Below are 23,912 nucleotides of genomic sequence, written 5' to 3' on the forward strand. Positions count from 1 at the left end.
GAAAGAAAGGAAGCGAAATCGTCGATTTCGCTTCCTTTCGCGTCGGCAGGTAAGAAAGTATAAACCACTTTCTTATCATGCATAAGTGCAACTAAGGCTTATCGCCGTAAAGGCTTGGCGATAAGCCAAGTTTTCTTTAGGCGCTGATTGGATGAACTTACTAATCGAAATAAAGGATAGAGTTTGGTTTTCGTTACAAACTAATGGTTACCAAGCAAGGGAGGTGAGATCAAATGGCAAGCAACAACTCTAACCAGCTTGTAGTACCTGGCGTTGACCAGGCACTGGATCAAATGAAAACTGAAATTGCGCAAGAGTTTGGTGTGCAGCTTGGTGGTGAATCCACATCACGCTCTAATGGGTCTGTTGGAGGGGAAATCACTAAGCGTCTCGTGCAGATGGCCGAGCAGCAAATGAACGGCTACCAGCGATAACAATCGCATACAGATGACTAAAAAGGCAGCTGCGGCTGCCTTTTTTACATCTGTGTTGGATTATGGTCTTCATAAATATGATAAAGCATTAAATCATGCACTTGCATTTCCACCTGTTCCACATCGTCTTCGACGGGCTCATTTTGCCAGTCGATCGTTCCGTCCTGGGTATAGATGGCGGCACAATATTTGCCCCGATGAAAAAAAGAGATCTTCCATTTTTTACTTATCCAATTATCCTTGAGGGTTTTAAACTGAAAATGTGTAAGCATAACCGGGACCTCCCCGTCTTCATTAATCTTGTCATTATGATATCATGTTTGGGGAAGGCATGTCTTAAAGGAGTCTTGCGATGAACGGCTGGTTGCTTTTATTATTTACCGTCATATTGGCGGCCATTATCGGATTTATTACGAATGTCATTGCTGTTTCCATGCTTTTTCGTCCCCGGAAACCGATTTATGTGGGTGCATGGAAATTGCCGCTGACCCCGGGATTAATCCCCAAACGCCACGAGGAGATCGCCCAACACCTCGGTCGCATCGTCATGGAACATTTACTAACCGTGGAAGGGGTGCAAGGGCGCTTAACCGAACAAAGGTTTCAAAATGAAGTGAAAGAATGGGTGAAAGAAGGGGTAAAAAAATGGATGGGGCGCGAAGAGCGCTCCGTACAGGATATCATCGGGGAATATGGCCCCTGGTCTTCACCTGATCGCAAAGTAAAAGAGCGGGTGGCCGCCGACGTTGCCCGTCGGGTCGACGCCTACTGGGAGCAAATGCAAAACGAAACCCTGGAGCAAATGCTCCCGGCTGATGTCGTTCGAAAGGGGTCTGATATGATCCCGAGCGTATCCCACTGGATCATACAGCGTTTAAGTGTTTATTTGCATTCCAGGGAAGGGAAGGAACAAATACAATCGATCGTGCAAACCTTCGTCCGTAGCCGCGGGTCTCTTGTTCAATTCCTGGACTCGTTTGTACGAACTGATAAAGTCGTCGAGAGAGTCTATCCGGAAGTGATTGATGTTCTCACATCCAGGGAGATTGAACAGTGGCTGGAGAAAAAACTGCATGAAGAGTATCAAAAAGCGCTCCGGAAAGATGGTACAGACATTTTCTCTGAAGAGACGATAGCCCGTTACCGCCAGGAAGTCATTCGGCTTCTGAGTGATCAGGTCCCCGTCGATCGTATCTTTCACACGCCCGTGAAAGAATGGGCGGAGACGTTTAATGTAAACCTCGTTGATGAGCTTGTCGATACGGCTGTTCATCAATCCGGGCGCTTTCTGGAAACGAGGATCGCTGACATTCTGCCCTCGCTGCGATTGGATCATATCGTGACTGAACAAGTGAGAGCCTTCCCGTTAGATCGTCTGGAAGCCATTGTCGTGCAGATTTCCAATCGGGAGCTGCGCATGATTAAATATTTGGGAGGTCTTTTAGGCGGTGTGATCGGTATCGTTCAAGGCATCATGATCCTGTTGTTTTTCTAGGGCTATCTTTTTGCGGACAGGCATGTTATCCTCGAAAAGGTGTAAATCAAGCGATAAACGGCAAAGATGGAAGAAGAAAAAGGAGGACAATCATGGCTGAGAATTTACATGATAAAGCGCATGAACTGGCGCAAGCATTAAGGGAAAGTGATGAGTTCCAGACTTTACAGGCGCTTCATGAAGAAGTGGAAGAGGATGATGTCGCGAGCCGGATGCTTTCCAATTTCCGGAAGGTGCAGTTGGATTTGCAGGAAAAGCAGATGCAGGGCCAGCAACCATCAGAAGAAGAAATCAGTCAAGCGCAAAAGCAATTTGAAATGGTCCAACAGCATGAAGTCATTTCCAAGTTAATGGATCAGGAACAGAAGATGAGCACTGTGATCGGCGACATGAACAAAATCATTACAGAGCCGCTGGAATCACTCTATGGGACACCTGAAGACGAAGATCAATAATTGAGGGCAGCTGCTCTCAATTTTTTTGTATAGGAATGGCAAACGGCCCCGGAGTTCTAAATCCCTGCTGTCGGACATATTGTTTATTAATAAGGCAAGGAGTACGAACAGGAGGGATGACCTTGAACTACCGGCTTTTAGCGTTGGCTGTTGATGGCGCCATTTTAAAAGACAACAGTCGGTTATCAAGATCAACGAAAGAAGCGATTGAGTTTGTCCGCAACAAGGGGGTCTACGTAACGCTCGTTACCCATCGCTCCTATCAGCAAGCGAATAAAATCGCGAAGGTCCTGCGCATGGATCACGAGATCATTTGCTACGGGGGAGGACTTATCGCCGGACGCGCCGACAAACCTCTGTACGTTCAGCGTATGCCCCTGGAAATGGCCCGGGATGTCGCGTTTGAACTGGAGCGGTTCGGCTGCCAGATCATCGTCGAACATGAAAATTTTGAACTGACCAACCGGCTCAACCAACCGCAGAATCTGTTGGGAAAAATGACCGTGAGCGTGAGCGAGTCTTTATTTTATCCGCAGACGGTTGTTGAAAATATGAGCGAACATATCGATCTACATCGAATATCACCGTTAAGAATGAAAGCCGATTTTGATTCCAACGAGGAAAAAGAAGCAGCCGCCGCCCACGTTCAGGAAAAAATTCCGGGTTTAAGTGTGATGGATCAAGGGAAGGAGCTGCCGTCGCTTCATCTTAGGCTGCAAGAAGCGAATAAAACAGAGGCTCTCCGTTATCTCGGCCATGAACTGGGCATTCGCCCCGAAGAAATGGTCGCGACAGCAGCCAAAGCAGAAGACGAAGAAATGCTGAAAGCAGCAGGATTGGGCGTAGCTATGGGGCAGTCGCCAGTCTCTTTGCGAAAAGCGGCCGACTGGGTCACACGATCCAATGATCAGGATGGGCTCGCATATATGATTAAAGAAGTGTTCAGAAAGCAGATGAACGTCTCGCAACACCATCTTTAAACAAAAAATCTGTCCCACGGAGGGGCAGATTTAATTTGTCCGGTTTGAGGTATGAGCCGGTGGTATGGGTGAAACCTCGCGGATGATCTATCGCCCGTTTTGGGCTGTCCAACCGCACGATGGTTGTAAGACAAAAACGCAATTGCCGTCTCGCTCCCGCCCCCGTTTAACGATAAAACAACAACAACTCCCCGGAGCGTACGAGGCGGTGGGTCGTTTTCATATAGGATTCTTCCTGCAGCCGCTCGCGGCCATGGTCGATGGCTTCCTGATCAGAGTCGAATGTGAAGGATTCATTGAGTAACATTTCCCCCGTTTGAGCAAATACCGTTAACGCATAGTTCATAATGATGGGCTCCTCTCCGCTTCTCGTTATGCCTTTATAGTAGCAAAAGCTCGCGTTTTTGAAAAGATTCACAAGCGAACACGCCGCGCCCACCTCCCGCCTCCAGAATCGAACGCCGCTTCCCTTGTTCACAGCGGCCTGTCCTGCTAGTATGGCAAAGAGGTGAGCCGTATGGCTTTGCGAATCGAAAATGTGACGAAAAGATTTGGCAAAAAGATAGCTGTCGATCAGTTGTCAATGCTCGTTGAACCCGGGGAAATGTTCGGGATGCTGGGAGCGAACGGTGCCGGTAAAACGACGACCTTTCGCATGATGATCGGTCTTTTTGAGCCCAATGATGGAGAAGTCACCTGGGATGGACAGGCTCCACAATCCTTGTCCGCGCGGACGATTGGGTATTTGCCGGAGGAGCGAGGGTTGTATCCGAAACTTAAAGTGATGGAGCAGATGATTTATTTGGGACGTCTGCGCGGCCTTTCCAAAAAAGAGGTCATGGCCGAAGTGAACATGTGGCTGGAACGTTTTAACATTCCCCACTACCGGAAAGCCAAAGTCGAAAACTTATCGAAAGGCAATCAACAAAAAGTGCAGTTTATCGCCGCGGTTTTGCACCGCCCCGATTTGTTGATTCTGGACGAGCCATTTAGCGGCCTGGACCCCATTAACGTTGATCTGCTTAAAACGGCGGTCAAGGAACTCAGAGACGGGGGGACGACCATCGTTTTCTCCAGTCACGATATGGAACATGTCGAATCCCTGTGCGAAAATCTCTGCATCATGGATGAAGGCACACCGGTGGTTCACGGCAAATTAAAAGACATCAAACGTACATATGAAAAGCGCAAGCTTCATGTTCGAGCGGACTTTCCGATTGATTTCCTGGAACATATCGATGGCGTGCTAGACATGACGGTCGGCGCACAGGAGACGACGATCGATATTCGTGATGAAGGGGTAGCCGAAGCCATTTTTGCCTCTTTGCAGGACCAAGGCGGATACGTCCGGCATTTTTCTGTGGAAGAGCCTACATTGCATGACATTTTCGTTGAGAAGGTTGGCCGCTCCTATGTATAAGATGTTGATCGTCCTTGCCCATACATACTGGACGAAAGTAAAGTCGAAAACGTTTATGTTTACGACGCTCATGATGGCTTTTTTTATGGTCCTGTTTCTGAATTTGGACAACATCATCGAGTTTTTCGATGGAGATGCCTCCGAGCAGGTCTATGATGTCCTTATCCTCGATGAAAGCGGTGATCTTTACGAGCCATTGGCCGCCGAGATTGAGGGCGGGGATGCCCAGATTATGACGAATGAGGCTTCGCAGGCGGATGAGGAAGATGCCGAGGCAGCCGTTATGGAAGGGCCGTATGATGCCTATTTGCAAGTGGCGGGAGAAGATGAGGATATAGAAGGTCACTTCTACGCGCCGACGGTGAATGAAACCTTCCTGCCGTCCCAACTCGAGTCCGGCCTGCAAAATGTAAGGGAAACGCGCGTGGCAGATGATCTGGATATTGATGAAGAGGACCTGGCTGCGCTCGACGAATCCGTGGCTTTTCAACAATCAGCCTTGGATGACACCGCGCGTTCGGAAGCGGAACTCAACCAGGCGCGTTTGTTCGTGAATATTTTGCTGTTTATCATTTATTTTTCCGTCCTTTTTCTCGGGAATATGATCGCTTCGGAAGTCGCGACGGAGAAATCTTCGCGCGTGATGGAACTCCTCATTTCCAGCGCCTCTCCCGTCCAGCAAATGTTCGGGAAGATATTCGGGGTCGGTCTCATCGGCCTTACGCAATACTCGCTCATTTTTCTGATCGCCCTGGTCTCCTTTGCCCAGTTCGTTGATGTAGAGGCTGAGGCGGATGAAATGCTCGGAGAGCAGCAGGACATGTTTGCCTTGGGCGAACCGGTATTTTCACTGGAACTATTCCTGTATGCGTTTTTGTTTTTCATTCTCGGCTATTTGTTATACGCGACCCTGGCGGCGATGCTCGGCTCGATTGTGACTCGTATCGAAGACGTGGGCCAGGCCGTGGGGCCGATGAATATGCTCGTCATCCTCGCGTTTATGATTTCGATTTTTAGTATGGGCAATCCGGCTTCACCGATTGTAACCATTACGTCCTACATTCCGTTTTTTACGCCTATGATTATGTTTTTGCGTGTGGGAATGGGAGAAGCAACCGTTTGGGAAGTCCTTCTCGCGGTCGGGGTGATGGTCGTTACGATAGTCCTGCTTACGTTGATCGCCGCGAGAGTTTACCGGGGCGGCGTGTTGCTGTATAATCATGCACGCACATGGAAGAGTTTAAAACAGGCCTTGCTCTTAGCCAGAAAAAATGGATGAAGATGGCAACACTTGGATAAGCTGATTGTAAGAAAAACATCCGCGAAAGGGAGGTGGCACGAATGCTGATGCTTGAGATGCTCGCAGATATGGAATGGATTTATGTCATGTTTATCCTCTCCGGCCTGGTGGTCATAAGTTTTCATTGCCACCTCCTGCACACATGGCCGGTCCACTGGATGGCCGGTGACGGGGAACAACAGCCGACAAACAGTGAGCTCGTTTTGCAGCCGGAACCGATGTGCCTCGCTCCGCGGATCCAACAAAAAATACCGGCTTTACAGGACCGGAGTCACGATGATGACGATGACGAAACATCCTTTCCTCCTTATTTTACGTAGCGGATTTTATTCATAAGGAGGATCAGTGGTGAAAAAAAGAAAGCACCTCTTGGGATTGTTACTCGTCATTCTGTTAGGCGTTGGTCTCGCCGGTTGCGGCATGGATCGGGCGCCGATTACTTCGGAAAGCGAAGGGGTCTGGGATCATTTTTTTGTGTTTCCATTATCGTGGTTGATCATTCAGACCGCCCACATTTTGCAGGGAAGCTACGGACTCGCGATCATGGCCATGACCGTCGTGATCAGACTCTTCCTGTTTCCGTTATTTTTAAAACAGCATAAAAGCAGTAAGGCGATGCAAACATTGCGTCCCGAAATCGAGAAGTTACGGGAAAAATATGATCAGAAAAACCCTGAAGAGCAAAAAAAGATGCAACAGGAGATGATGAGCCTCTACCAAAATAGCGGGATTAATCCGGTGGCCGGTTGCTTGCCGTTACTCGTGCAAATGCCGATTTTAATGGCTTTTTATTTCGCGATTATCCGCACGGAAGAAATCGCGACCCATAGTTTTTTATGGATGGATCTCGGCAGTCCGGATCCCTACATGATCATGCCGTTGCTGGCCGGGCTCGGCATGTTTCTGCAGATGCAATTAAGCACGCGCCATATGTCGACGGAAATGGCCGCGCAAATGAAGCTCATGTATTACGTCATGCCGATCATGATCGTCGGGGCAGGATTTGCCTTGCCTGCCGCCTTGTCGCTCTACTGGTTTACGGGCAGCCTCTTCATGATGGCCCAGACGTGGCTGATCCATCGCAATGAACGCAAAACGGAGCGTTCCGACCAAACCGTAAGTGAAGCTGACTAAAAAATGACCCTGATTAGGGTCTTTTTTTTAGTTATCCAACCTCTCACCTCTCACTTCTCACCTCCAAGTTGAATAGGGTGTTGTAAAAGGAGGTAGGCGTTTATCATGCAACGTAACGAGCAGATGTATCATCAATGTCTTCAACATATGGGAAGACACGTGAAGGCGGATATGCAGGATGGGCAGAACTTTTACGGATTTGTTGAACAAGTGGATGTGGAGAACGTATACTTGATCGTCCTGGAAAGTGATGATGGGGGTCCTGACCATGGGCAACATCATCACGGCTACCATCCCGGGAATGAGCACTATTATGGGAACGGTCACGATAAAAAGCATGACCAGAAATATGGCCACCAAAACAGTCACTGGGGCCATTATCAACCACAAATGCAAATGGATCACCGCGTATTCGGCGGCTATGGATATGGCCCCGGTTATGGTTACGGATACGGACCGGGATTCGGCCCGCCCCGTTTCCGCTGGCGAAGAGTGGCCCTGCCGCTCGCAGGATTGGCCGCCCTCTCACTCTTGTTTTAAGTCATCACAGACCTCATCCATGGCGGATGAGGTCTTCATCTTCCCGCCTCCCACTTCTCACCTCCCACCTCTAAATGGTTGGCATGAAAGCCAATGATTGATAATATAAAGTGAAACGACCTCTATACGAAGAAATGAGGGAATGTTGATGAGTTATACGATTTATCTTGTTGAGGATGAAGAAAACTTATCAGAGGCACTGCAGGCATATATGGAAAAAGAAGGCTGGACGGTGAAACTGTTTCAGGATGGCGACAGCGCCCAGGGAGCCGTAGAGGAAGAACCGCATTTATGGGTGCTCGATATTATGTTACCGGGCATTGACGGTTATCAAATTCTAAAAAGCATTCGGGAAATCCAGGGCGATATTCCGGTTATATTCATATCAGCGCGGGACCAGGATCTGGATCGAGTGCTCGGCCTGGAAATGGGAAGCGATGATTACATATCCAAGCCGTTCTTGCCGCAGGAACTGATCATTCGGGTCAAGAAATTACTCACCCGCGTGTACGGAACCGAGCAGGAGGAAAATAAGAAAATCGACCTTAACGATTATACGATTGATCCGCAATCACGAACCGTCGTCGACGAGCAAAATGAGCGGCAGATCGTGGATTTGACGACCAAGGAGATGGACTTGATTTTGCTGTTGACGGTGCAGGTCGGCACCGCCCTGTCGCGTGAAGATATCATCGAAGAGGTATGGGGAGAGAACTATTTCGGGTCGGAGAGAGCTGTAGACGATGTCGTGCGGCGCGTGCGCAAAAAAATGCCCCGCATTCATCTGGAAACTTTATATGGGTATGGGTATAGGATTCTTTCATCATGATGCGGATGAATCTCACGCGGAGAATTTGGTTATCGTTTCTTTCTTTACTCGTATTGGTCGGCTTGTCGATGATCATTATTTATCCGATCTCCATTCAGGGGACGCTCACGGAAGAAACCTATCGCATCATCGAACAGGAACAACGGGGTCTCGTCAGCCCGTTAAGCGAGGAATTTTCTCCGCCGAGCCCGGACGATGCCCTGATTGATCCCCAGTCCAGGGAAGTCGGCCATTTATACTATGCCGATCAAGTCGGGGGGAGTGCTACAGATCCTGAGGATTTGTCTGATGAGCTTATGGAAGCGTACCAGGCGATGATAGAGCAAGGCATGACGCAGGAAGAAGAGAGCGCGCGTTATGAGTATACCTACGATGACTCTACCGTTTTCTACGTCGTCACCCGGGTAGAGACAGAAGAGGCCGAGGAGGCCTTCTATGTTTCTTTTATGTGGGACGCCTATCGTGATACGATGGTCAACCAATTGTGGGAAAACCTCGTCTATCTCATGATCATCACGTCAGCGTTAAGTTTACTCCCGGTCTTGTGGTTAACGCGTTACCTGCGGAAACCTTTGCGCCTGCTCGGGAATCATTTCGAACAAATTGCGAAAAGAAACTGGAAAGAGCCTTTTCACTGGGAAGGCGATGATGATTTCCAGAAACTCTCCGATCAGTTTGAGCTCATGCGCCAAAACCTGATCCGGTATGACGATGCGCAGAAGACGTTCATCCAACATGCATCCCATGAACTGAAAACGCCGATTATGGTCGTGAAAACATACGCGCAATCGGTAAAGGACGGCGTGCTTCCGAAAAAATCGGTGGAAGAGACGATGGATGTGATTCTTCAGGAATCCGACCGTATGGATAAACGGGTCAAGGATATGTTGTATTTTACAAAACTGGGAAATTTACAAAAAGAAAAAATCAATCTGGAAGACTTGTCGTTTGGAGCGCTCGCTTATCCATTGGAAGAACGTTACCGCCTGCAAAGAGATGATCTTCATTTCATCGTCGAAGGGGCTGATATTGTTTTTCAGGGGGATAAGGAGCATATTCAGATCCTCATGGAAAACCTTATCGAAAACGCGATGCGATATGCCGAGAGCACCATTTGGATCCGTGCCGAACAAACGAAAAACGAGGTTAGCCTTATCGTTGAGAATGACGGTGAGCCTATTGCGGAGGAAGACATGCAGACGATGTTTGACCCCTTTCGGAAAGGCGATAAAGGTCAATTCGGCCTTGGGCTCGCGATCGTCAGGCAAATTACGGAACTTCACCGCGGCAGGCACGGCGTGTTCAACGAACAGGGGCGCATCTCTTTCCAGATGACGTTGCCACGTCAACCATAAACGAAAGGGAGGGGAAGCGGGCAGCAACAGAGAGCCTGTATGATTTATGCAAAAAGGAATTCATTACGTTAAAGTCGGAGATAAAATTGAGCGTCATCTGCTTATTCGCCAGGCAACACGCGGTATAGCAAGCAACGGGAAACCGTTTTTAACACTGCGTCTATCGGATGACAGCGGTGATATAGAAGCGAAGTTATGGGCCATCAAGCCGGAAGATGAACAGACCTACCGGGGGAAAACGATCGTTCATGTCAAAGGAGAAGTGTTTGACTACCGCGGACGTCTGCAGTTAAAAATCGCCCGTATTCGTCCGGCGGACGAGCAGGAGCAGGTAACGATCACCGATCTCGTCCCAAGTGCCCCACTCGAGAAACATGACATGCTTGAGCAGGTAAATCAGTTCGTCTTTGATATCGAAAATGCCAAAGTCCAGCGCATTACCCGCTATTTACTCAAAAAATATCAGGGCGCCTTCCTGGAGATGCCGGCAGCGACGCGGAATCATCATGAATTTATGTCCGGTCTTGCCTATCATGTCGTAAGCATGCTGCAAATAGCAAAGGCGCTCGTCCCCTTGTATCCGAGCCTGAACAAGGATTTACTCTATGCAGGGGTAATTTTGCATGACCTCGGGAAGGTACGGGAATTGTCAGGGCCGATCGATACGGAGTACACGCCGGAAGGCAAACTCATCGGCCATATCTCAATCGTGGCCTCGGACATTCGTCGGGCCGCCGAGGAACTGAACATCGAAGGCGAAGAGCCGGTGTTGCTCGAGCATATCGCTTTAAGCCATCACGGCAAGGGAGAGTGGGGGAGCCCGAAGCCGCCGCTTTTACCAGAAGCGGAAATCCTGCATTATATCGATAATCTCGATGCGAAAATGAATATGATGGAACAAGCTTTGGATAAAACGGCTGCCGGCCAGTTCAGCGAGCGCATCCCCGCTCTGGAAAACCGTACATTTTACAAGCCGAAAAACGAGTGACGGTTGTCATACAAGCCCTCTCTGCCACATAGATTAGCCATAGGTGGAATCGTATACAAGGGGTGGTCGATGTGCAGGAGAGATCCAAACGAATGCTCTTCACACTTGTGCTTATTTTTCTTGGGCTCGCCGTTTTACAAAGGTTCGTGTCGGATACCGCCATCACGACGATTCCGTGGTGGGTCACTGCCGTTATTGTCGCAGCGGTTATATCGGGATATATGTGGATTCGGACAAGTCTGGAAGAGAAAAGGGCAGAAGCCGAATGGATCGAGCAGGAAGGGAGCGTCTACATCCGCAGGATGGAACATGAACGGCAACAACGCTCGGAAGGTGAACAATGACATTAAAAAAAGCCCCCTCCCAATCGACAAGGAGGGGGCTTTTGGTTGTGTTCTTCTTTTCATCGATTTTCCGACTTCTGGATCATTGCATCATCATTGACTCGGGATCTTGCAGCCAGTCTTCATATTCACTGTCGGTGATATCTATATCCGCCTCTTCCATGAGCTCCTGGATGACTTCTTCCGGCATTTGCGACTGCTCCTGGGTCAATCGGGATTCGATTTCCTCTTCGAGTTCTTCATACGTTTCGTTGCGCTCAAGCACTTCGATAATGTGGTAACCAAAATCTGATTCCACGGGTTCGCTAATCTCGCCTACATCCAGGTCAAATGCAGCTTCCGCGAAATTTTCATCCATCTGATGGCCTTCCTGGGGGAACGTCCCTACATTACCGCCTTCCTGAACGCTTTGGGTATCCTCTGAGTATTCTTCGACAGCGTCCTCAAACGCCATGCCCTCTTCAAGCTCGCTTATGACTTCTTCGGCTGATTCCTCATCCTCAACGAGAATATGTCTCGCTTCGACTTCCGTAAGTTCTTCTTCATTCTCTTCATAATAAGCTTCTTTATCTTCTTCGCTTATATCCACCTCTGCCGTGGAAAGTTCCTGAATGACGACCTGGGGAAGCAAAAAGTCTTCTTCAAGTTCTTCGATGGAGTCCACCGGGATTTGCATCTGCATTTGCAGCATTTCCAATAGTTGCTCATCATCCTCGACGCCCATTTGTTCACGCATATCGTCGAGCTCGTCCTCCACTTCTTCCTCTCCGATATCAAGCTCCTCTGCCTGTTGCCTTAAAATGGTATCTTGAACCATTTGATTAAAGGTTTGCTCGCCGAATTCATTTTTTAATTCGTCGGTGAGGTCCCCTTCAGTCAACGAGGTGCCGTTGATATTCACAATTTCCTCATCCGCGTTGTTCTCCGCGTCCCCATCATCATTACAGGCAGTTATCATGATAGCCCCTGTCAAGCTTAACGCGAGGGCAATCTTTGTTTTTTTCAATCTCGTACACTCCTTATTTCACTCAAACGTTTCGCAAGATCATTATAACTATATCATAAAAACATCGGTAAGAAAAAAAGATTTTTGGGAAAGATGCCCACCCGACTTGCCGTCACGTTACATAAGATAATTCAGAATGGGAGGAGGTGGCATCATGTCAGCCGGTTATGGATATGGCGGTGGCTTCGCGCTCATCGTCGTCCTGTTCATTCTGCTCATTATCGTAGGTGCCTCTTGGTACTAAACATTTAAAAGGGAGGAAATACTCATGAGTTACGGTTACGGCGGAGGTTTCGCGCTTGTTGTCGTATTGTTTATCCTGCTCATCATCATCGGAGCATCCTGGGGTGGATACGGTCACTACTAGGGATCCGTGATGGGCGAAAGGGTTGGCTCATATACGCCAGCCCTTCTTCAATGACTAAAAGTCATGAATGACCAGAAGTCTTACATATGTAGAAGCGAGCAGAATCATAATCAAAACATTGATGGTTGTGAATACGTTAGGAATTTTTTCTTCTTCCATCTCTTTTTGTACGACGAGTGAATTCGTCATTGTATTGATAACAGCCAGATAAAAGCCTGCGAGAACCACAAATATGAAAATTGACATCCCGGAACCTCCCATAAGTCTCTTGATTGTACTGTAACAAACATCGCTAAAAAATGATAGTGAAATCCCATATGGTCGAGGCGTTCGTATGATATCATGACAGTAGTCATGATGTTGTGAGAGGTGAACGCAGTTGAACTGGAAATGGGGATTTTTCATTCTCCTCGGAGTAAATGTATTGGTGCTTGGCAGTATTTGGTTGTTATTCTCGCCGATCGGCTCTGATACGCCTTCTCCGGAGGAAAGACCGGAGGGGTCTCTCCCGGAAGGCGAAGTGTTTTTTTCCGCCGAGACGTCCCTGGAGCAGATTAGTACATATATGCAGATGGAAACCGATGATGTTCTCGATATTAATATGGAGGGGGAAGAAATCGTATTCACCGGCACGTATGAGTTTTTCGGGGTCGGGGCTGAGCTTAGCCTGTATTTACTCCCGACCGTGACCGACAGCGGCAATCTGCGCCTTGAGGAAAATGGGCTGTCACTCGGTCCGTTCAATTTACCGTCCTCGACCGCGCTGGAAGCGATCCGCCAACAAGCCGACCTGCCCGAATACGTGCAGGTTTATCCCGAAGAACAGATCATTGACGTACATATCAATGACATCGACATCGGCGAGCAAATGTATTTGCGAATCGCCTCCTCTGACTTCGAGGATGGGACGATTCAGTTGGAGGGTGTGCTACCGGACGGTTAATCATTTACGCGCAATCTCATCCATAATGACCAGCGTGGCCTGCCGAGAGGTATGATACCCGCAAAATCATACCCTAAATGACAGGTGAGGCCCGCCGAGAGGTATGATACCGGCGAAATCATACCCCAAATGACGGGCGAGGCCCGCCGAGAGGTACGATACCGGCGAAATCATACCCCAAATGACGGGCGAGGTCTGCCGAGAGGTATGATAATCGCAAAATCATACCCCAAACGACGGGTGAGGTCTGCCGAGAGGTACGATACCGGCGAAATCGTACCCCAAATGACCGATGAGGCCCCCCGAGAGGTACAATACCCGCGAAATCATACCCCGAATGACAGGCGAGGCCCCCCGAGAGGTACAATACTCGCGAAATCATACCCCAAATGACCGTCGAGGCCCTCTGTGACGTCAGGCAGGTGTCCCCAAGACGGGTGACGATCACTGATTTTTTCTCTGAAAAGAGACCATGAAATCCCTCAGAGCTTCAACGGATTCATAGGGGACCGCGTTGTAAAGCGAAGCGCGGCAGCCGCCCACGGAGCGGTGCCCGTTTAAGCCACTGAAGCCCATGTCTTTGGCTTCGTCCAGAAAACGGTTCGTGATAGTTTCGGTTGGAAGCGTAAAGGTGACGTTCATATCAGAACGGCTATCACGATGGGCATGGCCTCGATAAAAACCGGCGCTGTTATCAATCGTATCGTACAACAGTTGCGCTTTTTGCCGATTACGGGCTTCCATCGCCGACAGGCCGCCGTTTTCTTCAATCCAGTGCAGGGTATTTTTGAGCATATAAACGGCGAACGTAGGCGGTGTATGATAAAGCGAATGCTTGTCCGCGTGGGTGTCATAACGCAAGATCGCTGGCACACGGGGGTTGACGTTTTTAATCCGTTCGAGTAGAGCCCTGGAAATAATCACGACGGTGACCCCGGCAGGGCCGATATTTTTTTGCGCGCCTGCGTAGATCAAATCAAAGTTCTCCACCGGAAACGTGCGGCTGAAAATATCACTGGACATATCGGCGACGACAGGGGCTTCCCATTCCGACATGCGGGCAAAATCTTGCCAGGCCGTTCCGTAGATGGTGTTGTTTGAGGTGACGTGAATGTAAGCGTCTTCGGCCGCGGCGTCGATCGTGTCAAAATCAGGCACACGCCTATACGCTTGGTCTTTGCCGCTCCCTCCGCTATACGTATCGCCGAGGATATCAGCTTCATTTTTCGCCTTTTCGGACCAGGCGCCGGTCAATATGTAATTCGCGCGCTGATCGGCGTCGAGCAGATTATAAGGCACCATTGCGAACTGGTGGCTCGCGCCCCCTTGTAAAAGGAGGACTTCGTAGTCATCGCTGATACCAAGCAGACGTTTGGCCGTCGCAATCGCTTCATGATGCACGCGTTCATAAGGCTCCGCGCGATGGCTATGTTCCATAATGGACATGCCGGTGTCATCGAAATTTTCCAGCTCGGCGGCTACTTGTTGTAAAACTTCCGGTGGCAAAGCGGCAGGGCCCGCGTTAAAATTATGGCTGCTTTTTCTCGTTGTCATATGTTACCTCCCATGTTTTGGCATCAGGGTTCAATCATTCGCCGTGCGCCCTGATGCCAGGTTTTCCTATGAGAAATTCTCGCGGACGTCCCGCGCGTAAGCCTGTAGATCTTCCTGTGTATAGTCGTTGCTGTTGTCAGCCCACCGGAAAAGGGGATCATTGCCGTAACGCGGAATGAAATGCAAGTGATAGTGAAAGATGGACTGATCGGCTTGTTCGCCGTTGTTGTTGACGATGTTCAGGCCTTCGCAGTCGAACGTTTTCTGCAAGGCAGTGGCAATCGTCGGTGCTTTCGTAAACAGCTTTGCGGCCGTGTCCTCTTTCAGGGAAAAAATATCCTGTTGGTGCTCTTTCGGGATTAATAGGGCATGTCCTTTTGTGACCTGGCTTAAATCCAAAAACGCGAGCATGTCGTCATCTTCATAGATTTTGCTCGCGGGAATCTCTCCTGCGACGATCTTACAAAAAATACAGTCAGCCATAAAAATTCTCTCCTTTTCCTTAACATGGTGATATGCTCTATCATATCAGAATCTACGCTCGTAAGCATTTCCATTTTTCCCATTCAACAGGTACAATAGAAGAAAAGAGACGTTGCAAGGGGGAAACATGTCAATGGCATCATTGCTCAATATCGAAGATTTGGCCGGCGGGTATAGCCCGAACAAGCCCGTCATTAAAGGGGTTTCTTTTCATGTCGAAGCCGGTGAAATCGTCGGCCTCATCGGATTGAACGGGGCCGGGAAAAGCACGACGATCAAGCATATCCTCGGGCTCATGGAACCGATCGACGGCGTCATTCAAGTACGCGGGAAAACGATGGGAGAGGATATGGAAAGCTATCGGCAAGCGCTCGGTTACATTCCGGAAACGCCGATTCTTTATGAAGAATTGACCCTCTGGGAGCATCTTCGTTTAACAGCGATGGCTTATGGGATCGATGATAAGGCGTGGCAAAAACGGGCGGAACAGCTTATTGAAACCTTTCAGATGAAAAAAATGACCCATTGGTTTCCGAGCCATTTTTCCAAGGGAATGCGCCAAAAGGTGATGGTCATGTGCGCCTTTCTCGTCGAACCGGAGTTATATGTCGTCGATGAACCTTTTGTCGGCCTGGACCCGGTCGGGATCAAGTCGCTCCTGGAACGAATGATCATGATGAAAGAACAGGGCGCCGGGATTTTAATGAGTACACACATTTTATCAACGGCGGAAAAGCATTGCGATCGATTCATCTTGTTGCATAACGGCTACGTTTATATGCAGGGAACGATAGAGGCATTGCGCCAGCAAGCCAATATGCCGGGAGCGGACCTGGACACGCTCTACATTGAAATGACGAAGGAAGCTTCCGTATGAACCCAGTAGATCTTTGGCGTGAACGTTTTCGGAATTACTGGAATGAAGCCATACGTTACATACGTTTGATGGCGAACAGTGGCTTGGCAGTGGCTACATTGGGCATTCTATTGATCATAGGGGTCTATTATCAGTCTTTTCTGGACTGGCTGCCTGCTGATTTTCCGGTGTTGCAGGTGCTTACGGTTGTGTTTGCGTTTTTACTCACGCGCAGTCCCACCCGTACGTTTGTCAAGGAGGGAGATCTCGTTTTTCTCCTTCCTTTTGAAGCGCGCTTAGGGCCATATATGCGCCGGTCTCTCATCTATAGCTGGCTGATGCAAGGGGCGGTCATCTTTCTTCTTTTCTTTTTGCTGGCGCCTCTTTATATGGACCGTCTGCCGGGGGCTGAAACGGGTTTATTCGTGACGATCGCCGTTTTGGTGCTGGCGAAGTTATGGAACGTCGTGGCCGAGTGGGTGGAAATTCGCCAACAGTTTTCCGTCTCCCATTGGCGTCATCGTTGGCTGCGGTTCGTCGTCAATCTCGTGTTTGTTTTCTTCCTGCTACAAACCGCGTGGGTATTCACAGGCATCACCGCCGCCATCATGCTAGCCGTGCTGGGCACGTATTATCGGCAATTGTATTTCAACCACTTTCTTAAGTGGGAAACATTGCTTCAGCAAGAACACCGGCGTCTCAATGCCTTTTACAGATTCGCCAATGCGTTTACAGACGTGCGTCATATTGGGCAAACGGTCCGCAAGCGATCCTGGCTGGCTGAAAGATTTGAGCGGGTGAGTCATCGAAAAGCGAATACGTATATATATTTATATGGGAAAACCTTTGCCCGTTCCGGGAACTATTTCGGGCTTTGCCTTCGTTTAGGTCTCGTAGGGGCTCTCTTGATTTACGCCTCTCCTGAGGCATGGGCCTGGATGATTATCGCCATCGTCGGCTTGTTTATTTATATGACGGGCGCACAGATGGCCACCATCTATTTTCACCATAAGGTATTGCTGTGGCCGTCGATCTATCCCGTCCCTGACAGTGCCCGTCGACATGCGGTGAAATCCCTGGTACGGGGCGTTTTGCTTGTACAAACACTCTGGTTTACGCTGATCACGGCGTTGACACCTGTGCCCATCGTGGTGGCAGCCCTCGCGTTCGTTACGGGTGTGGCGGTAAGCTTCTATTACACGAGATTTTCACTGGATAAGTATTTTGCAGCAACTTAAGGGGAGGGGAACGTTATCGCAAGTCAGTATGAAAAAGAAGTGCAGGTGGAACTGAATGACTGGCGCAGGAAGATTTCCAGAAATCCGTCGATGACGAAGACGTGGACGAAAGGGTTTCAGAATAAAATCAATCAGCGGATTCCCGCGCGCGTCCACGAAACGGTGGCTTCCGCGGTTCGGAATATGATCGTGACGACCCTTTCCGGCTCTCAATATGTGACGAAGACAGAACCGCTTACGGAGGGGACATTAAAAGAACGGGAAGATGAGGTAGATGAAGCGATTAAATTTTATAAGCGAACCGCGAGCGTGGAAGGGGCGGGAACGGGCGCCGGAGGCATTTTTTTGGGCATGTCCGATTTTCCGCTGCTCCTGGGGATAAAAATGCGCTTTCTGTTCACGGCGGCTCATCTTTACGGTTTCGATCCGGTGAGAGTTGAAGAACGTCTCTTTTTGCTGCAAGTCTTTCAAATGGCTTTTACCGGAGTAAAAAATAAACAGGAGACGCTTGCGCGCATCGATGACTGGGATGGATTTGTCGCTTCTTTTTCCGGTGAGTTGACAGCCGAGGAAGCGATCGATTGGGTCACGTTTCAACTGGAGTATCGCGATTATATCGATGTGCCGAAAACGTTACAGCTGATCCCCGGCTTCGGAGCCTTTGTAGGGGCAACGGTGAATTATCATTTTCTTGATTTGTTGGGCGAAGCAGCGAAGAATTGTTACCGGATTCGTTGGTTCAGTGACGCGAAGGCCGAGGGGTAGTGAGATCGCTGATAAAATCGCGAGGTCGCTGATAAATCATGGGGCTACTGATTAATTCGTGGTGCCATACACGACATTTGAGGGACGACAAGCTTGTCGTCCCTCAAAAAGGCTCTTTATGCTTTTTCCTTATATTGCAGCGCGGCTTTGCCAAGCGTTTTCGCCGCGATCAGCATCGCCCGTTCATCGAAATCAAATTTGGGATGGTGATGGGGATAGTTGACTTCCCGGTCGGGAAACGCGGCCCCGGTAAAGAAAAAGGTTCCTTTTTTCTGTTTGAGATAAGCACTGAAGTCTTCGCCCGCCATAATGGGCTCACGCGTTTCTACACGCTCGACGCCCGGCACGGTTTCCGCGATGCTGGCGAGATAGCGGTTGCTCTCATCATCGTTAACGACGGGTGCGTAGCCGCGCTCGTAGTTAAACGCGGCTTCCGCGCCCATCGTTTTCGCGGTGCCGGTGACAATGTCATTCAGCTCTTGCTCGATCTGGGTACGAATGTCCTCTTTGAACGTGCGCACCGTCCCAACGAGAGAGGCTGTACCGGCGATCACATTGTACGCATTTTCGGCGACGAAACTGCCGATGGAAACGACCGCGGACTCCAAAGGATCTACACGCCGGGAAACAAGGGTTTGAATGGTATTCACCATTTGCGAACCAATCACAATCGAATCTCTCGTCGTGTGCGGTGCCGCTCCGTGACCGCCCTGGCCTTTAATATCGATGTAAAAATGGTCCGTGGCGGCCATAAATGGACCGCTGCGTTGTTGAATCGTTCCGAGCGGATCAGGCGCCCAGAGATGATTACCAAAGATTACATCCACGTTATCAAGGCAACCGTCGTCAATCATCTGCTGGGCTCCGCCCGGCGCGTGTTCTTCAGCATGTTGATGGATGAAAACGATCGTGCCGGCAATATTCTCCGCCTGTTCGCTTAAGGCTTTGGCAAGCACGAGGAGTGTCGCCGTATGGCCGTCATGGCCGCATCCGTGCAGCGCGCCGTCGACCTTGGATTTATAGGGAACGTCTTTTTCGTCCTGAATCGGAAGCGCGTCGAAATCCGCCCTTAAGGCAACGGTTGGCCCCGGTTTCCTGCCTTTTAACGTCGAAACCACCCCGCGTCCTCCTACGCCTGTTTTCACATCAAGGCCGAGCGCTTCGTGATAACGGGCAATATAAGCGGGCGTTTCCACTTCCTGGAACGAAATTTCCGGGTATTGATGCAGATATCGGCGGATATCAACCATTTCCTGATAAGAATCATCCAATGTTTGATAGAGTTCTTTTTCCATGTGCTCACTCTCCCCGTCAACAATAGGCTAAATATATTGTAGCATATCAGAGCCAACCGGGAGAGATTCGCGCAAGATAACTGGAAATAACCTGGAAATAACCGGAAAATAGCAGGATGCCGAAAATGATCATGATTACCCCGCCGCTCTGTTGCACGATCGGCAAAAATCGGTTCAGGCGGCTGAGTTTATTCAGCGAGCGTGCATAGATCAATGATACGGCCATAAACGGCAGCCCGAGTCCCATCGAGTATACGAAGAGCATGCCCGACCCGGCAAGCATGGATCCTTCGGTGCTGGCAAGGGCAAGAATGGAACCGAGGACGATGCCGATGCAGGGGGTCCATCCTGCCGCGAATACGAGGCCAAAGGCCACGGATCCGAGGAAACTCGTCGATTTTTTCGGCGATTTGTTGCCGAACCTTTTTTCGGTCATCAGCGAGCGCAGCGATATGACACCGGTCATTTGCAAGCCGAAGAGGATGATGATAATGCCGCCGATTTGTTCAAGGGCTCCGCTGTACATCTGGAACCATTCGCCAATCAGCGTCGCGGAAGCGCCCATAAGTAAAAAAATAGTGGTAAAGCCTACGATAAAGCCGACACTTCTGGACATAATAATCCGCCGCTCTGCATTAACGGCCCCGTCGGAGATGTTCGTCCCGGTCAATTGCGCCAGGTACGCCGGCACAAGTGGGAATATACATGGGGAAAAAAACGAGACCACACCGGCAACGAGGGCAAGCCAGAGTGAAATATCGTCCATAATATGACCTCCAAGACTCTATGACTGGTGGCGTCTAGCAGTCTTTATTCTATATCCATTATATCAACCGTTTGTCTCAAACATGCACATTCCAGGGGATTGTAGTAAAATTGTCAAAAGGGACCTCATAGCACTATTTTACAATGAAAGAGGCAAAAAACAAAAGACGGGGAAACCGGGGGAGGATTTACATGAATCAACAACGTATATTAATGCTCGGCATGACCGTGCTCGGCTTCGGACTTATTTTTAATTTTATATTTGCAGGGGCATGGAGCCCATTCGCTTTTATTCTTCCCTTGATTTTTGCTGTTATCACTTTGTTTTCGGTGTTGAATCGCCACGAGAGTGCGGCTTATTTTTTCATGGTACTGTCCGCTGCTCTTATGGTCGGCTACTGGACGACCATGAACTCCTGGCTTATTCTCGCCGGTGTCCCTGTTTTATTTTTACTCCTCTCCATGTTCAAAAAGCCGGTCAGGGAGATTGATGTGGATAAAGATTTTACGGCCGATGAAGGGGAACGAGTGCCGGCTTCCCAAAGCCATGTCGTTGTCCCGAAGCAGAAATGGGTGATTCTCGGGGATTATAAACTCAAGAAACAGGCCTTCTCTATCAGTGATGAGTTGGAATTGAACATCGTTCTCGGCAGCGCGACGATCGATTTGAGCCGGGCGATCATTGAAGCGGATTCGATGGATATCGCCGTCATGAACGTTCTCGGCGATGCCAAAATCAAACTGCCGCAAGAATGGTCGGCAACGGTTGAGATCAACACGCTTTTAGGGAGCGTCAAAGCGCTTGGCCATCAGGAAGATGGGTTCATCCAGCGCGAAACGATGCAAGTGGGTCATCCCGACCACGCGTTTGGTCACTTCAACCTCAAAATCACGACGGTTCTCGGGGATGTGAAGATTCACCAGCCAAAACAAAAATAGGGGCAGATCGCGGTTTTTCCATCATTTTTCACACATATGCCGTACACGTACATGTTTTTGTGGAAACTTCTATATTATAATAGGTGAGAGTCGAACCATTGGAGGAAATTATGAAACGGTTCAAAAAGAGCTTTTTTATAACGATCGTTATTATTCTTTCCATGCTTGTTATCGCCGTTGGCGGCTACGCGCTGGCGCTCATTTCCGGCAGTTTGCTGGCAGATGAATCACAACTCGACTTTGCCGAAACAACCACTATCGTGGATGAAGAAGGGGAAGAGTTGGGCCGCTTATTCACCGAAGATCGTGAAAATGCCTCCATCAATGAAGTGCCTGAACCCGTCCAGGAAGCCTTTCTGGCTGTCGAAGATCATCGCTTTTATGAACATCAGGGTATTGATATCTGGGCGATTGGCCGCGCCCTTTATCGGGATATTCTCGCCGGCGAAGCTGTTGAAGGGGGCAGCACACTCACCCAGCAACTGGCGAAAAATGTTTTCCTCGATCAGGACCAGACATTGATGCGCAAAACAAAAGAAGTATTGATCAGCATGCATCTGGAACGAAAGTACAGCAAAGATCACATTCTGGAAATGTATTTAAATCAAACATATTTCGGACACGGAACATATGGGATCTCCCGTGCAGCCGAAACGTATTTCGATAAAGACGTCGAAGAATTGAACGTTGCCGAAGGGGCTTTGCTGGCCGCTATTCCAAAGGGCCCCTATATTTATTCTCCGGCGTCTGACGAGGATAATGCGGAGACGAGGCGCAACACCGTTCTCGCGCTTATGGAGCAGCATGGCTTTATCGATGAAAACGAGCAACAAGTCGCGGAAGGAGAATCGATTTCTTCCGAGCTCCATGAAAAGCCTGCCATGGATGAATCACTGTATACGTATATAGATATGGTGATCGAAGAAGGGCGCGACCGCTTCGATATGAGTGAAAACGAAATGATGACCGGCGGCTACACGATCCAGCTTCCGATTAATCAACAGATGCAGCGAGCGTCATTTGCAGCGATGCAAAATCAGGATCATTTCCCCGGGGATAATGAAAGTGTGCAGGCGTCCTTTGTTTTGCTCGATCATAACACCGGGGCTGTGGAGGCGATTCACGGAGGCAGGGACTATGTACGAAAAGGGTTGAACCGCGCCCTCGTCTCCCGGCAGCCGGGCTCGGCCTTCAAACCGATCTCGGTGTTCGCACCTGCGCTTGCTTCCGGCGAGTACAAACCTTACTCCAACTTACGAGACGAAGCGCTCGTCTATGAAGATTATGATGATTATGCTCCGCAAAATATCAGCGGCGAGTACAGCGGGTCGATGACGATGCGGGATGCCATCGTGCAGTCTGCCAACGCGCCTGCCGTCTGGTTGCTCGACCAAATGGGCGTGGAGCAAAGCAAAGAATGGGCAGAAAGCGCCATCGAGCCTTTTGAAGATGAAGGTCTATCCTTTGCTCTCGGCGGGCTTTCCGAAGGGGTTTCGCCATTGGATATGGCTACCGCTTACACGACGTTTGCCAACGATGGGGTGAAATCGGAACCTTATTTTATCTCCAGAATTGCAGGGGCAGACGGAGAAGAACTATTTGTTCATGAACAACAACAGGAAAGGCTGTTATCAGAGCAGGATGCCTGGTATATGACGCGGATGCTCGAAGATGTTGTGGACGAAGGCACGGGCCAGGCCGGGGATACCGATCACGCGCTTGCCGGCAAAACGGGGACAACCGGTTTTGAAGAGGTTGCCGGCGGTAATCGTGATGCCTGGTTTGTCGGCTATACGCCGCAGTATACCGGTGCGCTCTGGATGGGGTATGACGAGACGACCGAAGATGCGTATCTGGAAGCAGGCAGTGCCTATCCGACCAATATGTTCAAGTCGATTATGAATAACGCCACGGTTGATCAGGAAGCGATTGCCTTTCAGAAGCCCGAGGGGGTTGAAGATTTGGAAGCCCCCGTGCAATTGGCATCCGTGGATGACCTGTCAGCGGGTCTCACCTTGCAGGGCGAAGGGTTTCTGAATGTGGAGCTGCAATGGTCCACCGATGAAGATGAGCGTCTCGTCTACAACGTTTATGAAGTGGACGGGGACGAAGCCAATAAAGTCGGAGAGGTCGAGGGCGAAGGCTCTTATACGATCAACGGGGCCAATATGTTCTCGCTCAACGAGTATATGGTCGTCCCCTACAACCCCCAGACCGGCCAGGAAGGCGAACCGTCAAACGTCGCTGATGTTCACCTCGCGTCCTGGCTTTAGCGGCGTGTTTACAGGGCGGGGTCGGACAATTTTGAGCGGGAACCCAGGGCAAGCTCGATGGGAGTAGCCAGCGCCCCCCCAAATAATCCATTCATCCGATTTGGGGTGTGCTGGAGCGTCCCTCGCCCCCCAAATAATCCATTCACCCGATTTG

At 49.6% G+C, this 23,912-nt stretch carries 29 protein-coding genes; 21 read left to right on the forward strand and 8 right to left on the reverse strand.

The genetic code is table 11. From position 1 onward, the window contains the following. Nucleotides 1–233 precede the first annotated feature (233 nt). A complete protein-coding gene (locus BLS58_RS09410; protein ID WP_090398275.1) occupies nt 234–434 on the forward strand; it encodes an alpha/beta-type small acid-soluble spore protein in 201 nt (66 codons plus the stop codon). Between the two features lie 44 nt (nt 435–478). Here BLS58_RS09410 and BLS58_RS09415 read toward each other — a convergent pair whose 3' ends face one another. Further along, nucleotides 479–706: a DUF5342 family protein gene (locus BLS58_RS09415; RefSeq protein ID WP_090398277.1), complete on the reverse strand. Its 228-nt coding sequence runs from the start codon at nt 704–706 to the stop codon at nt 479–481. An 80-nt stretch (nt 707–786) separates the two neighbouring features. Between BLS58_RS09415 and BLS58_RS09420 the strand changes: the two genes are divergently transcribed. From BLS58_RS09420 to BLS58_RS09430, 3 genes are all read left to right on the forward strand, one after another. After that, complete coding sequence (locus BLS58_RS09420; RefSeq protein ID WP_090398278.1) at nt 787–1,929, forward strand: DUF445 family protein; 1,143 nt, start codon at nt 787–789, stop codon at nt 1,927–1,929. Between the two features lie 92 nt (nt 1,930–2,021). Beyond that, complete coding sequence (locus BLS58_RS09425; RefSeq protein ID WP_090398280.1) at nt 2,022–2,384, forward strand: YlbF/YmcA family competence regulator; 363 nt, start codon at nt 2,022–2,024, stop codon at nt 2,382–2,384. Between the two features lie 122 nt (nt 2,385–2,506). Beyond that, nucleotides 2,507–3,364 carry an HAD-IIB family hydrolase gene (locus tag BLS58_RS09430; RefSeq protein ID WP_176764690.1) on the forward strand — a complete coding sequence of 286 codons (858 nt, stop codon included), beginning with the start codon at nt 2,507–2,509 and terminating at the stop codon, nt 3,362–3,364. A gap of 166 nt (nt 3,365–3,530) precedes the next feature. Here the strand turns inward: BLS58_RS09430 and BLS58_RS09435 are convergent, their stop codons facing one another. Then, on the reverse strand, nt 3,531–3,710 hold the full coding sequence (locus BLS58_RS09435; RefSeq protein ID WP_176764691.1) for a YhzD family protein: 180 nt from the start codon (nt 3,708–3,710) through the stop codon (nt 3,531–3,533). Nucleotides 3,711–3,881: 171 nt separating this feature from the next. Between BLS58_RS09435 and BLS58_RS09440 the strand changes: the two genes are divergently transcribed. The 9 genes from BLS58_RS09440 to BLS58_RS09480 all read left to right on the forward strand — a co-directional run bounded on the left by BLS58_RS09440 (nt 3,882) and on the right by BLS58_RS09480 (nt 11,274). After that, nucleotides 3,882–4,784 (forward strand): ABC transporter ATP-binding protein, encoded by a 903-nt coding sequence (locus BLS58_RS09440; RefSeq protein WP_090398285.1) that lies wholly within the window; start codon nt 3,882–3,884, stop codon nt 4,782–4,784. Then, the gene (locus BLS58_RS09445) at nt 4,777–6,063 is read left to right on the forward strand and encodes an ABC transporter permease (RefSeq protein WP_176764692.1); all 1,287 of its coding nucleotides are present in this window, start codon (nt 4,777–4,779) and stop codon (nt 6,061–6,063) included. Before BLS58_RS09440 ends, BLS58_RS09445 begins: the two co-directional genes overlap by 8 nt. 62 nt (nt 6,064–6,125) lie before the next feature. After that, a complete protein-coding gene (locus BLS58_RS09450) occupies nt 6,126–6,404 on the forward strand; it encodes a hypothetical protein (protein ID WP_090398289.1) in 279 nt (92 codons plus the stop codon). Between the two features lie 28 nt (nt 6,405–6,432). Beyond that, on the forward strand, nt 6,433–7,218 hold the full coding sequence (yidC, locus tag BLS58_RS09455) for a membrane protein insertase YidC (protein WP_090398290.1): 786 nt from the start codon (nt 6,433–6,435) through the stop codon (nt 7,216–7,218). Between the two features lie 105 nt (nt 7,219–7,323). Continuing rightward, nucleotides 7,324–7,758 carry a hypothetical protein gene (locus tag BLS58_RS17545; protein WP_090398292.1) on the forward strand — a complete coding sequence of 145 codons (435 nt, stop codon included), beginning with the start codon at nt 7,324–7,326 and terminating at the stop codon, nt 7,756–7,758. A 148-nt stretch (nt 7,759–7,906) separates the two neighbouring features. Continuing rightward, complete coding sequence (locus BLS58_RS09465; RefSeq protein WP_090398294.1) at nt 7,907–8,587, forward strand: response regulator transcription factor; 681 nt, start codon at nt 7,907–7,909, stop codon at nt 8,585–8,587. Next, on the forward strand, nt 8,584–9,942 hold the full coding sequence (locus tag BLS58_RS09470) for a sensor histidine kinase (RefSeq protein ID WP_090398296.1): 1,359 nt from the start codon (nt 8,584–8,586) through the stop codon (nt 9,940–9,942). Before BLS58_RS09465 ends, BLS58_RS09470 begins: the two co-directional genes overlap by 4 nt. A 46-nt stretch (nt 9,943–9,988) precedes the next feature. Further along, complete coding sequence (yhaM, locus tag BLS58_RS09475; RefSeq protein WP_090398298.1) at nt 9,989–10,930, forward strand: 3'-5' exoribonuclease YhaM; 942 nt, start codon at nt 9,989–9,991, stop codon at nt 10,928–10,930. A 71-nt stretch (nt 10,931–11,001) separates the two neighbouring features. Next, nucleotides 11,002–11,274: a sporulation YhaL family protein gene (locus BLS58_RS09480; protein WP_143018895.1), complete on the forward strand. Its 273-nt coding sequence runs from the start codon at nt 11,002–11,004 to the stop codon at nt 11,272–11,274. A gap of 82 nt (nt 11,275–11,356) precedes the next feature. Here the strand turns inward: BLS58_RS09480 and BLS58_RS09485 are convergent, their stop codons facing one another. Further along, a complete protein-coding gene (locus tag BLS58_RS09485) occupies nt 11,357–12,280 on the reverse strand; it encodes a peptidylprolyl isomerase (RefSeq protein WP_090398300.1) in 924 nt (307 codons plus the stop codon). A gap of 154 nt (nt 12,281–12,434) precedes the next feature. On the opposite strand from BLS58_RS09485, the gene BLS58_RS09490 reads away from it, so the two are divergent. Together BLS58_RS09490 and BLS58_RS09495 are read left to right on the forward strand one after the other, a co-directional pair. Then, the gene (locus tag BLS58_RS09490; protein WP_090398302.1) at nt 12,435–12,524 is read left to right on the forward strand and encodes a YjcZ family sporulation protein; all 90 of its coding nucleotides are present in this window, start codon (nt 12,435–12,437) and stop codon (nt 12,522–12,524) included. A gap of 24 nt (nt 12,525–12,548) precedes the next feature. Next, nucleotides 12,549–12,647, forward strand: coding sequence for a YjcZ family sporulation protein (locus BLS58_RS09495; RefSeq protein WP_143018896.1), 99 nt, complete (start codon nt 12,549–12,551; stop codon nt 12,645–12,647). A 54-nt stretch (nt 12,648–12,701) separates the two neighbouring features. On the opposite strand, the gene BLS58_RS09500 is transcribed toward BLS58_RS09495, so the two are convergent. Further along, nucleotides 12,702–12,893 (reverse strand): hypothetical protein, encoded by a 192-nt coding sequence (locus tag BLS58_RS09500; protein WP_090398306.1) that lies wholly within the window; start codon nt 12,891–12,893, stop codon nt 12,702–12,704. A 133-nt stretch (nt 12,894–13,026) separates the two neighbouring features. Here BLS58_RS09500 and BLS58_RS09505 point away from each other — a divergent pair, with 133 nt between their 5' ends. Further along, a complete protein-coding gene (locus BLS58_RS09505) occupies nt 13,027–13,590 on the forward strand; it encodes a YpmS family protein (RefSeq protein ID WP_090398308.1) in 564 nt (187 codons plus the stop codon). A 444-nt stretch (nt 13,591–14,034) separates the two neighbouring features. Here BLS58_RS09505 and serC read toward each other — a convergent pair whose 3' ends face one another. Both serC and BLS58_RS09515 read right to left on the reverse strand, forming a co-directional pair. After that, a complete protein-coding gene (gene serC, locus BLS58_RS09510; protein ID WP_090398309.1) occupies nt 14,035–15,144 on the reverse strand; it encodes a 3-phosphoserine/phosphohydroxythreonine transaminase in 1,110 nt (369 codons plus the stop codon). A 66-nt stretch (nt 15,145–15,210) separates the two neighbouring features. Then, nucleotides 15,211–15,627 carry an HIT family protein gene (locus tag BLS58_RS09515; protein WP_090398311.1) on the reverse strand — a complete coding sequence of 139 codons (417 nt, stop codon included), beginning with the start codon at nt 15,625–15,627 and terminating at the stop codon, nt 15,211–15,213. A 133-nt stretch (nt 15,628–15,760) separates the two neighbouring features. On the opposite strand from BLS58_RS09515, the gene BLS58_RS09520 reads away from it, so the two are divergent. From BLS58_RS09520 to BLS58_RS09530, 3 genes are read left to right on the forward strand one after another with little or no spacing between them, the layout of a single operon-like run. Beyond that, nucleotides 15,761–16,504 (forward strand): ABC transporter ATP-binding protein, encoded by a 744-nt coding sequence (locus BLS58_RS09520; protein ID WP_090398312.1) that lies wholly within the window; start codon nt 15,761–15,763, stop codon nt 16,502–16,504. After that, nucleotides 16,501–17,721, forward strand: a complete 1,221-nt coding sequence (locus tag BLS58_RS09525) for an ABC transporter permease (protein ID WP_090398314.1) — start codon at nt 16,501–16,503, stop codon at nt 17,719–17,721. Before BLS58_RS09520 ends, BLS58_RS09525 begins: the two co-directional genes overlap by 4 nt. Nucleotides 17,722–17,766: 45 nt before the next feature. Then, nucleotides 17,767–18,486 carry an EcsC family protein gene (locus BLS58_RS09530; protein WP_245723125.1) on the forward strand — a complete coding sequence of 240 codons (720 nt, stop codon included), beginning with the start codon at nt 17,767–17,769 and terminating at the stop codon, nt 18,484–18,486. 116 nt (nt 18,487–18,602) lie between these two features. Here the strand turns inward: BLS58_RS09530 and BLS58_RS09535 are convergent, their stop codons facing one another. Together BLS58_RS09535 and BLS58_RS09540 are read right to left on the reverse strand one after the other, a co-directional pair. After that, nucleotides 18,603–19,781: an amidohydrolase gene (locus BLS58_RS09535; RefSeq protein ID WP_090398316.1), complete on the reverse strand. Its 1,179-nt coding sequence runs from the start codon at nt 19,779–19,781 to the stop codon at nt 18,603–18,605. Between the two features lie 46 nt (nt 19,782–19,827). Continuing rightward, the gene (locus BLS58_RS09540) at nt 19,828–20,547 is read right to left on the reverse strand and encodes a cytochrome c biogenesis CcdA family protein (protein WP_090398318.1); all 720 of its coding nucleotides are present in this window, start codon (nt 20,545–20,547) and stop codon (nt 19,828–19,830) included. Nucleotides 20,548–20,738: 191 nt separating this feature from the next. Here BLS58_RS09540 and BLS58_RS09545 point away from each other — a divergent pair, with 191 nt between their 5' ends. Next, complete coding sequence (locus BLS58_RS09545; protein ID WP_176764693.1) at nt 20,739–21,485, forward strand: LiaF domain-containing protein; 747 nt, start codon at nt 20,739–20,741, stop codon at nt 21,483–21,485. A gap of 110 nt (nt 21,486–21,595) precedes the next feature. After that, nucleotides 21,596–23,758 carry a transglycosylase domain-containing protein gene (locus BLS58_RS09550; protein WP_090398321.1) on the forward strand — a complete coding sequence of 721 codons (2,163 nt, stop codon included), beginning with the start codon at nt 21,596–21,598 and terminating at the stop codon, nt 23,756–23,758. The last annotated feature ends 154 nt before the right edge of the window (nt 23,759–23,912 follow it).

The sequence above is a fragment of the Natribacillus halophilus genome (assembly GCF_900100185.1).
Lineage (GTDB): Bacteria > Bacillota > Bacilli > Bacillales > Marinococcaceae > Natribacillus > Natribacillus halophilus.

Coding starts and splice junctions, on each gene's coding strand:
- BLS58_RS09440 (WP_090398285.1), top strand. CDS start 3,882: ATGGCTTTGCGAATCGAAAATGTGACGAAAAGATTTGGCAAAAAGATA.
- BLS58_RS09500 (WP_090398306.1), bottom strand. CDS start 12,893: ATGTCAATTTTCATATTTGTGGTTCTCGCAGGCTTTTATCTGGCTGTT.
- BLS58_RS09435 (WP_176764691.1), bottom strand. CDS start 3,710: ATGAACTATGCGTTAACGGTATTTGCTCAAACGGGGGAAATGTTACTC.
- BLS58_RS09515 (WP_090398311.1), bottom strand. CDS start 15,627: ATGGCTGACTGTATTTTTTGTAAGATCGTCGCAGGAGAGATTCCCGCG.
- BLS58_RS09495 (WP_143018896.1), top strand. CDS start 12,549: ATGAGTTACGGTTACGGCGGAGGTTTCGCGCTTGTTGTCGTATTGTTT.
- yhaM (WP_090398298.1), top strand. CDS start 9,989: ATGCAAAAAGGAATTCATTACGTTAAAGTCGGAGATAAAATTGAGCGT.
- BLS58_RS09470 (WP_090398296.1), top strand. CDS start 8,584: ATGATGCGGATGAATCTCACGCGGAGAATTTGGTTATCGTTTCTTTCT.
- BLS58_RS17545 (WP_090398292.1), top strand. CDS start 7,324: ATGCAACGTAACGAGCAGATGTATCATCAATGTCTTCAACATATGGGA.
- BLS58_RS09550 (WP_090398321.1), top strand. CDS start 21,596: ATGAAACGGTTCAAAAAGAGCTTTTTTATAACGATCGTTATTATTCTT.
- BLS58_RS09425 (WP_090398280.1), top strand. CDS start 2,022: ATGGCTGAGAATTTACATGATAAAGCGCATGAACTGGCGCAAGCATTA.
- BLS58_RS09410 (WP_090398275.1), top strand. CDS start 234: ATGGCAAGCAACAACTCTAACCAGCTTGTAGTACCTGGCGTTGACCAG.
- BLS58_RS09465 (WP_090398294.1), top strand. CDS start 7,907: ATGAGTTATACGATTTATCTTGTTGAGGATGAAGAAAACTTATCAGAG.
- BLS58_RS09415 (WP_090398277.1), bottom strand. CDS start 706: ATGCTTACACATTTTCAGTTTAAAACCCTCAAGGATAATTGGATAAGT.
- BLS58_RS09540 (WP_090398318.1), bottom strand. CDS start 20,547: ATGGACGATATTTCACTCTGGCTTGCCCTCGTTGCCGGTGTGGTCTCG.
- BLS58_RS09450 (WP_090398289.1), top strand. CDS start 6,126: ATGCTGATGCTTGAGATGCTCGCAGATATGGAATGGATTTATGTCATG.
- BLS58_RS09490 (WP_090398302.1), top strand. CDS start 12,435: ATGTCAGCCGGTTATGGATATGGCGGTGGCTTCGCGCTCATCGTCGTC.
- BLS58_RS09445 (WP_176764692.1), top strand. CDS start 4,777: ATGTATAAGATGTTGATCGTCCTTGCCCATACATACTGGACGAAAGTA.
- BLS58_RS09525 (WP_090398314.1), top strand. CDS start 16,501: ATGAACCCAGTAGATCTTTGGCGTGAACGTTTTCGGAATTACTGGAAT.
- BLS58_RS09520 (WP_090398312.1), top strand. CDS start 15,761: ATGGCATCATTGCTCAATATCGAAGATTTGGCCGGCGGGTATAGCCCG.
- serC (WP_090398309.1), bottom strand. CDS start 15,144: ATGACAACGAGAAAAAGCAGCCATAATTTTAACGCGGGCCCTGCCGCT.
- BLS58_RS09420 (WP_090398278.1), top strand. CDS start 787: ATGAACGGCTGGTTGCTTTTATTATTTACCGTCATATTGGCGGCCATT.
- BLS58_RS09545 (WP_176764693.1), top strand. CDS start 20,739: ATGAATCAACAACGTATATTAATGCTCGGCATGACCGTGCTCGGCTTC.
- BLS58_RS09535 (WP_090398316.1), bottom strand. CDS start 19,781: ATGGAAAAAGAACTCTATCAAACATTGGATGATTCTTATCAGGAAATG.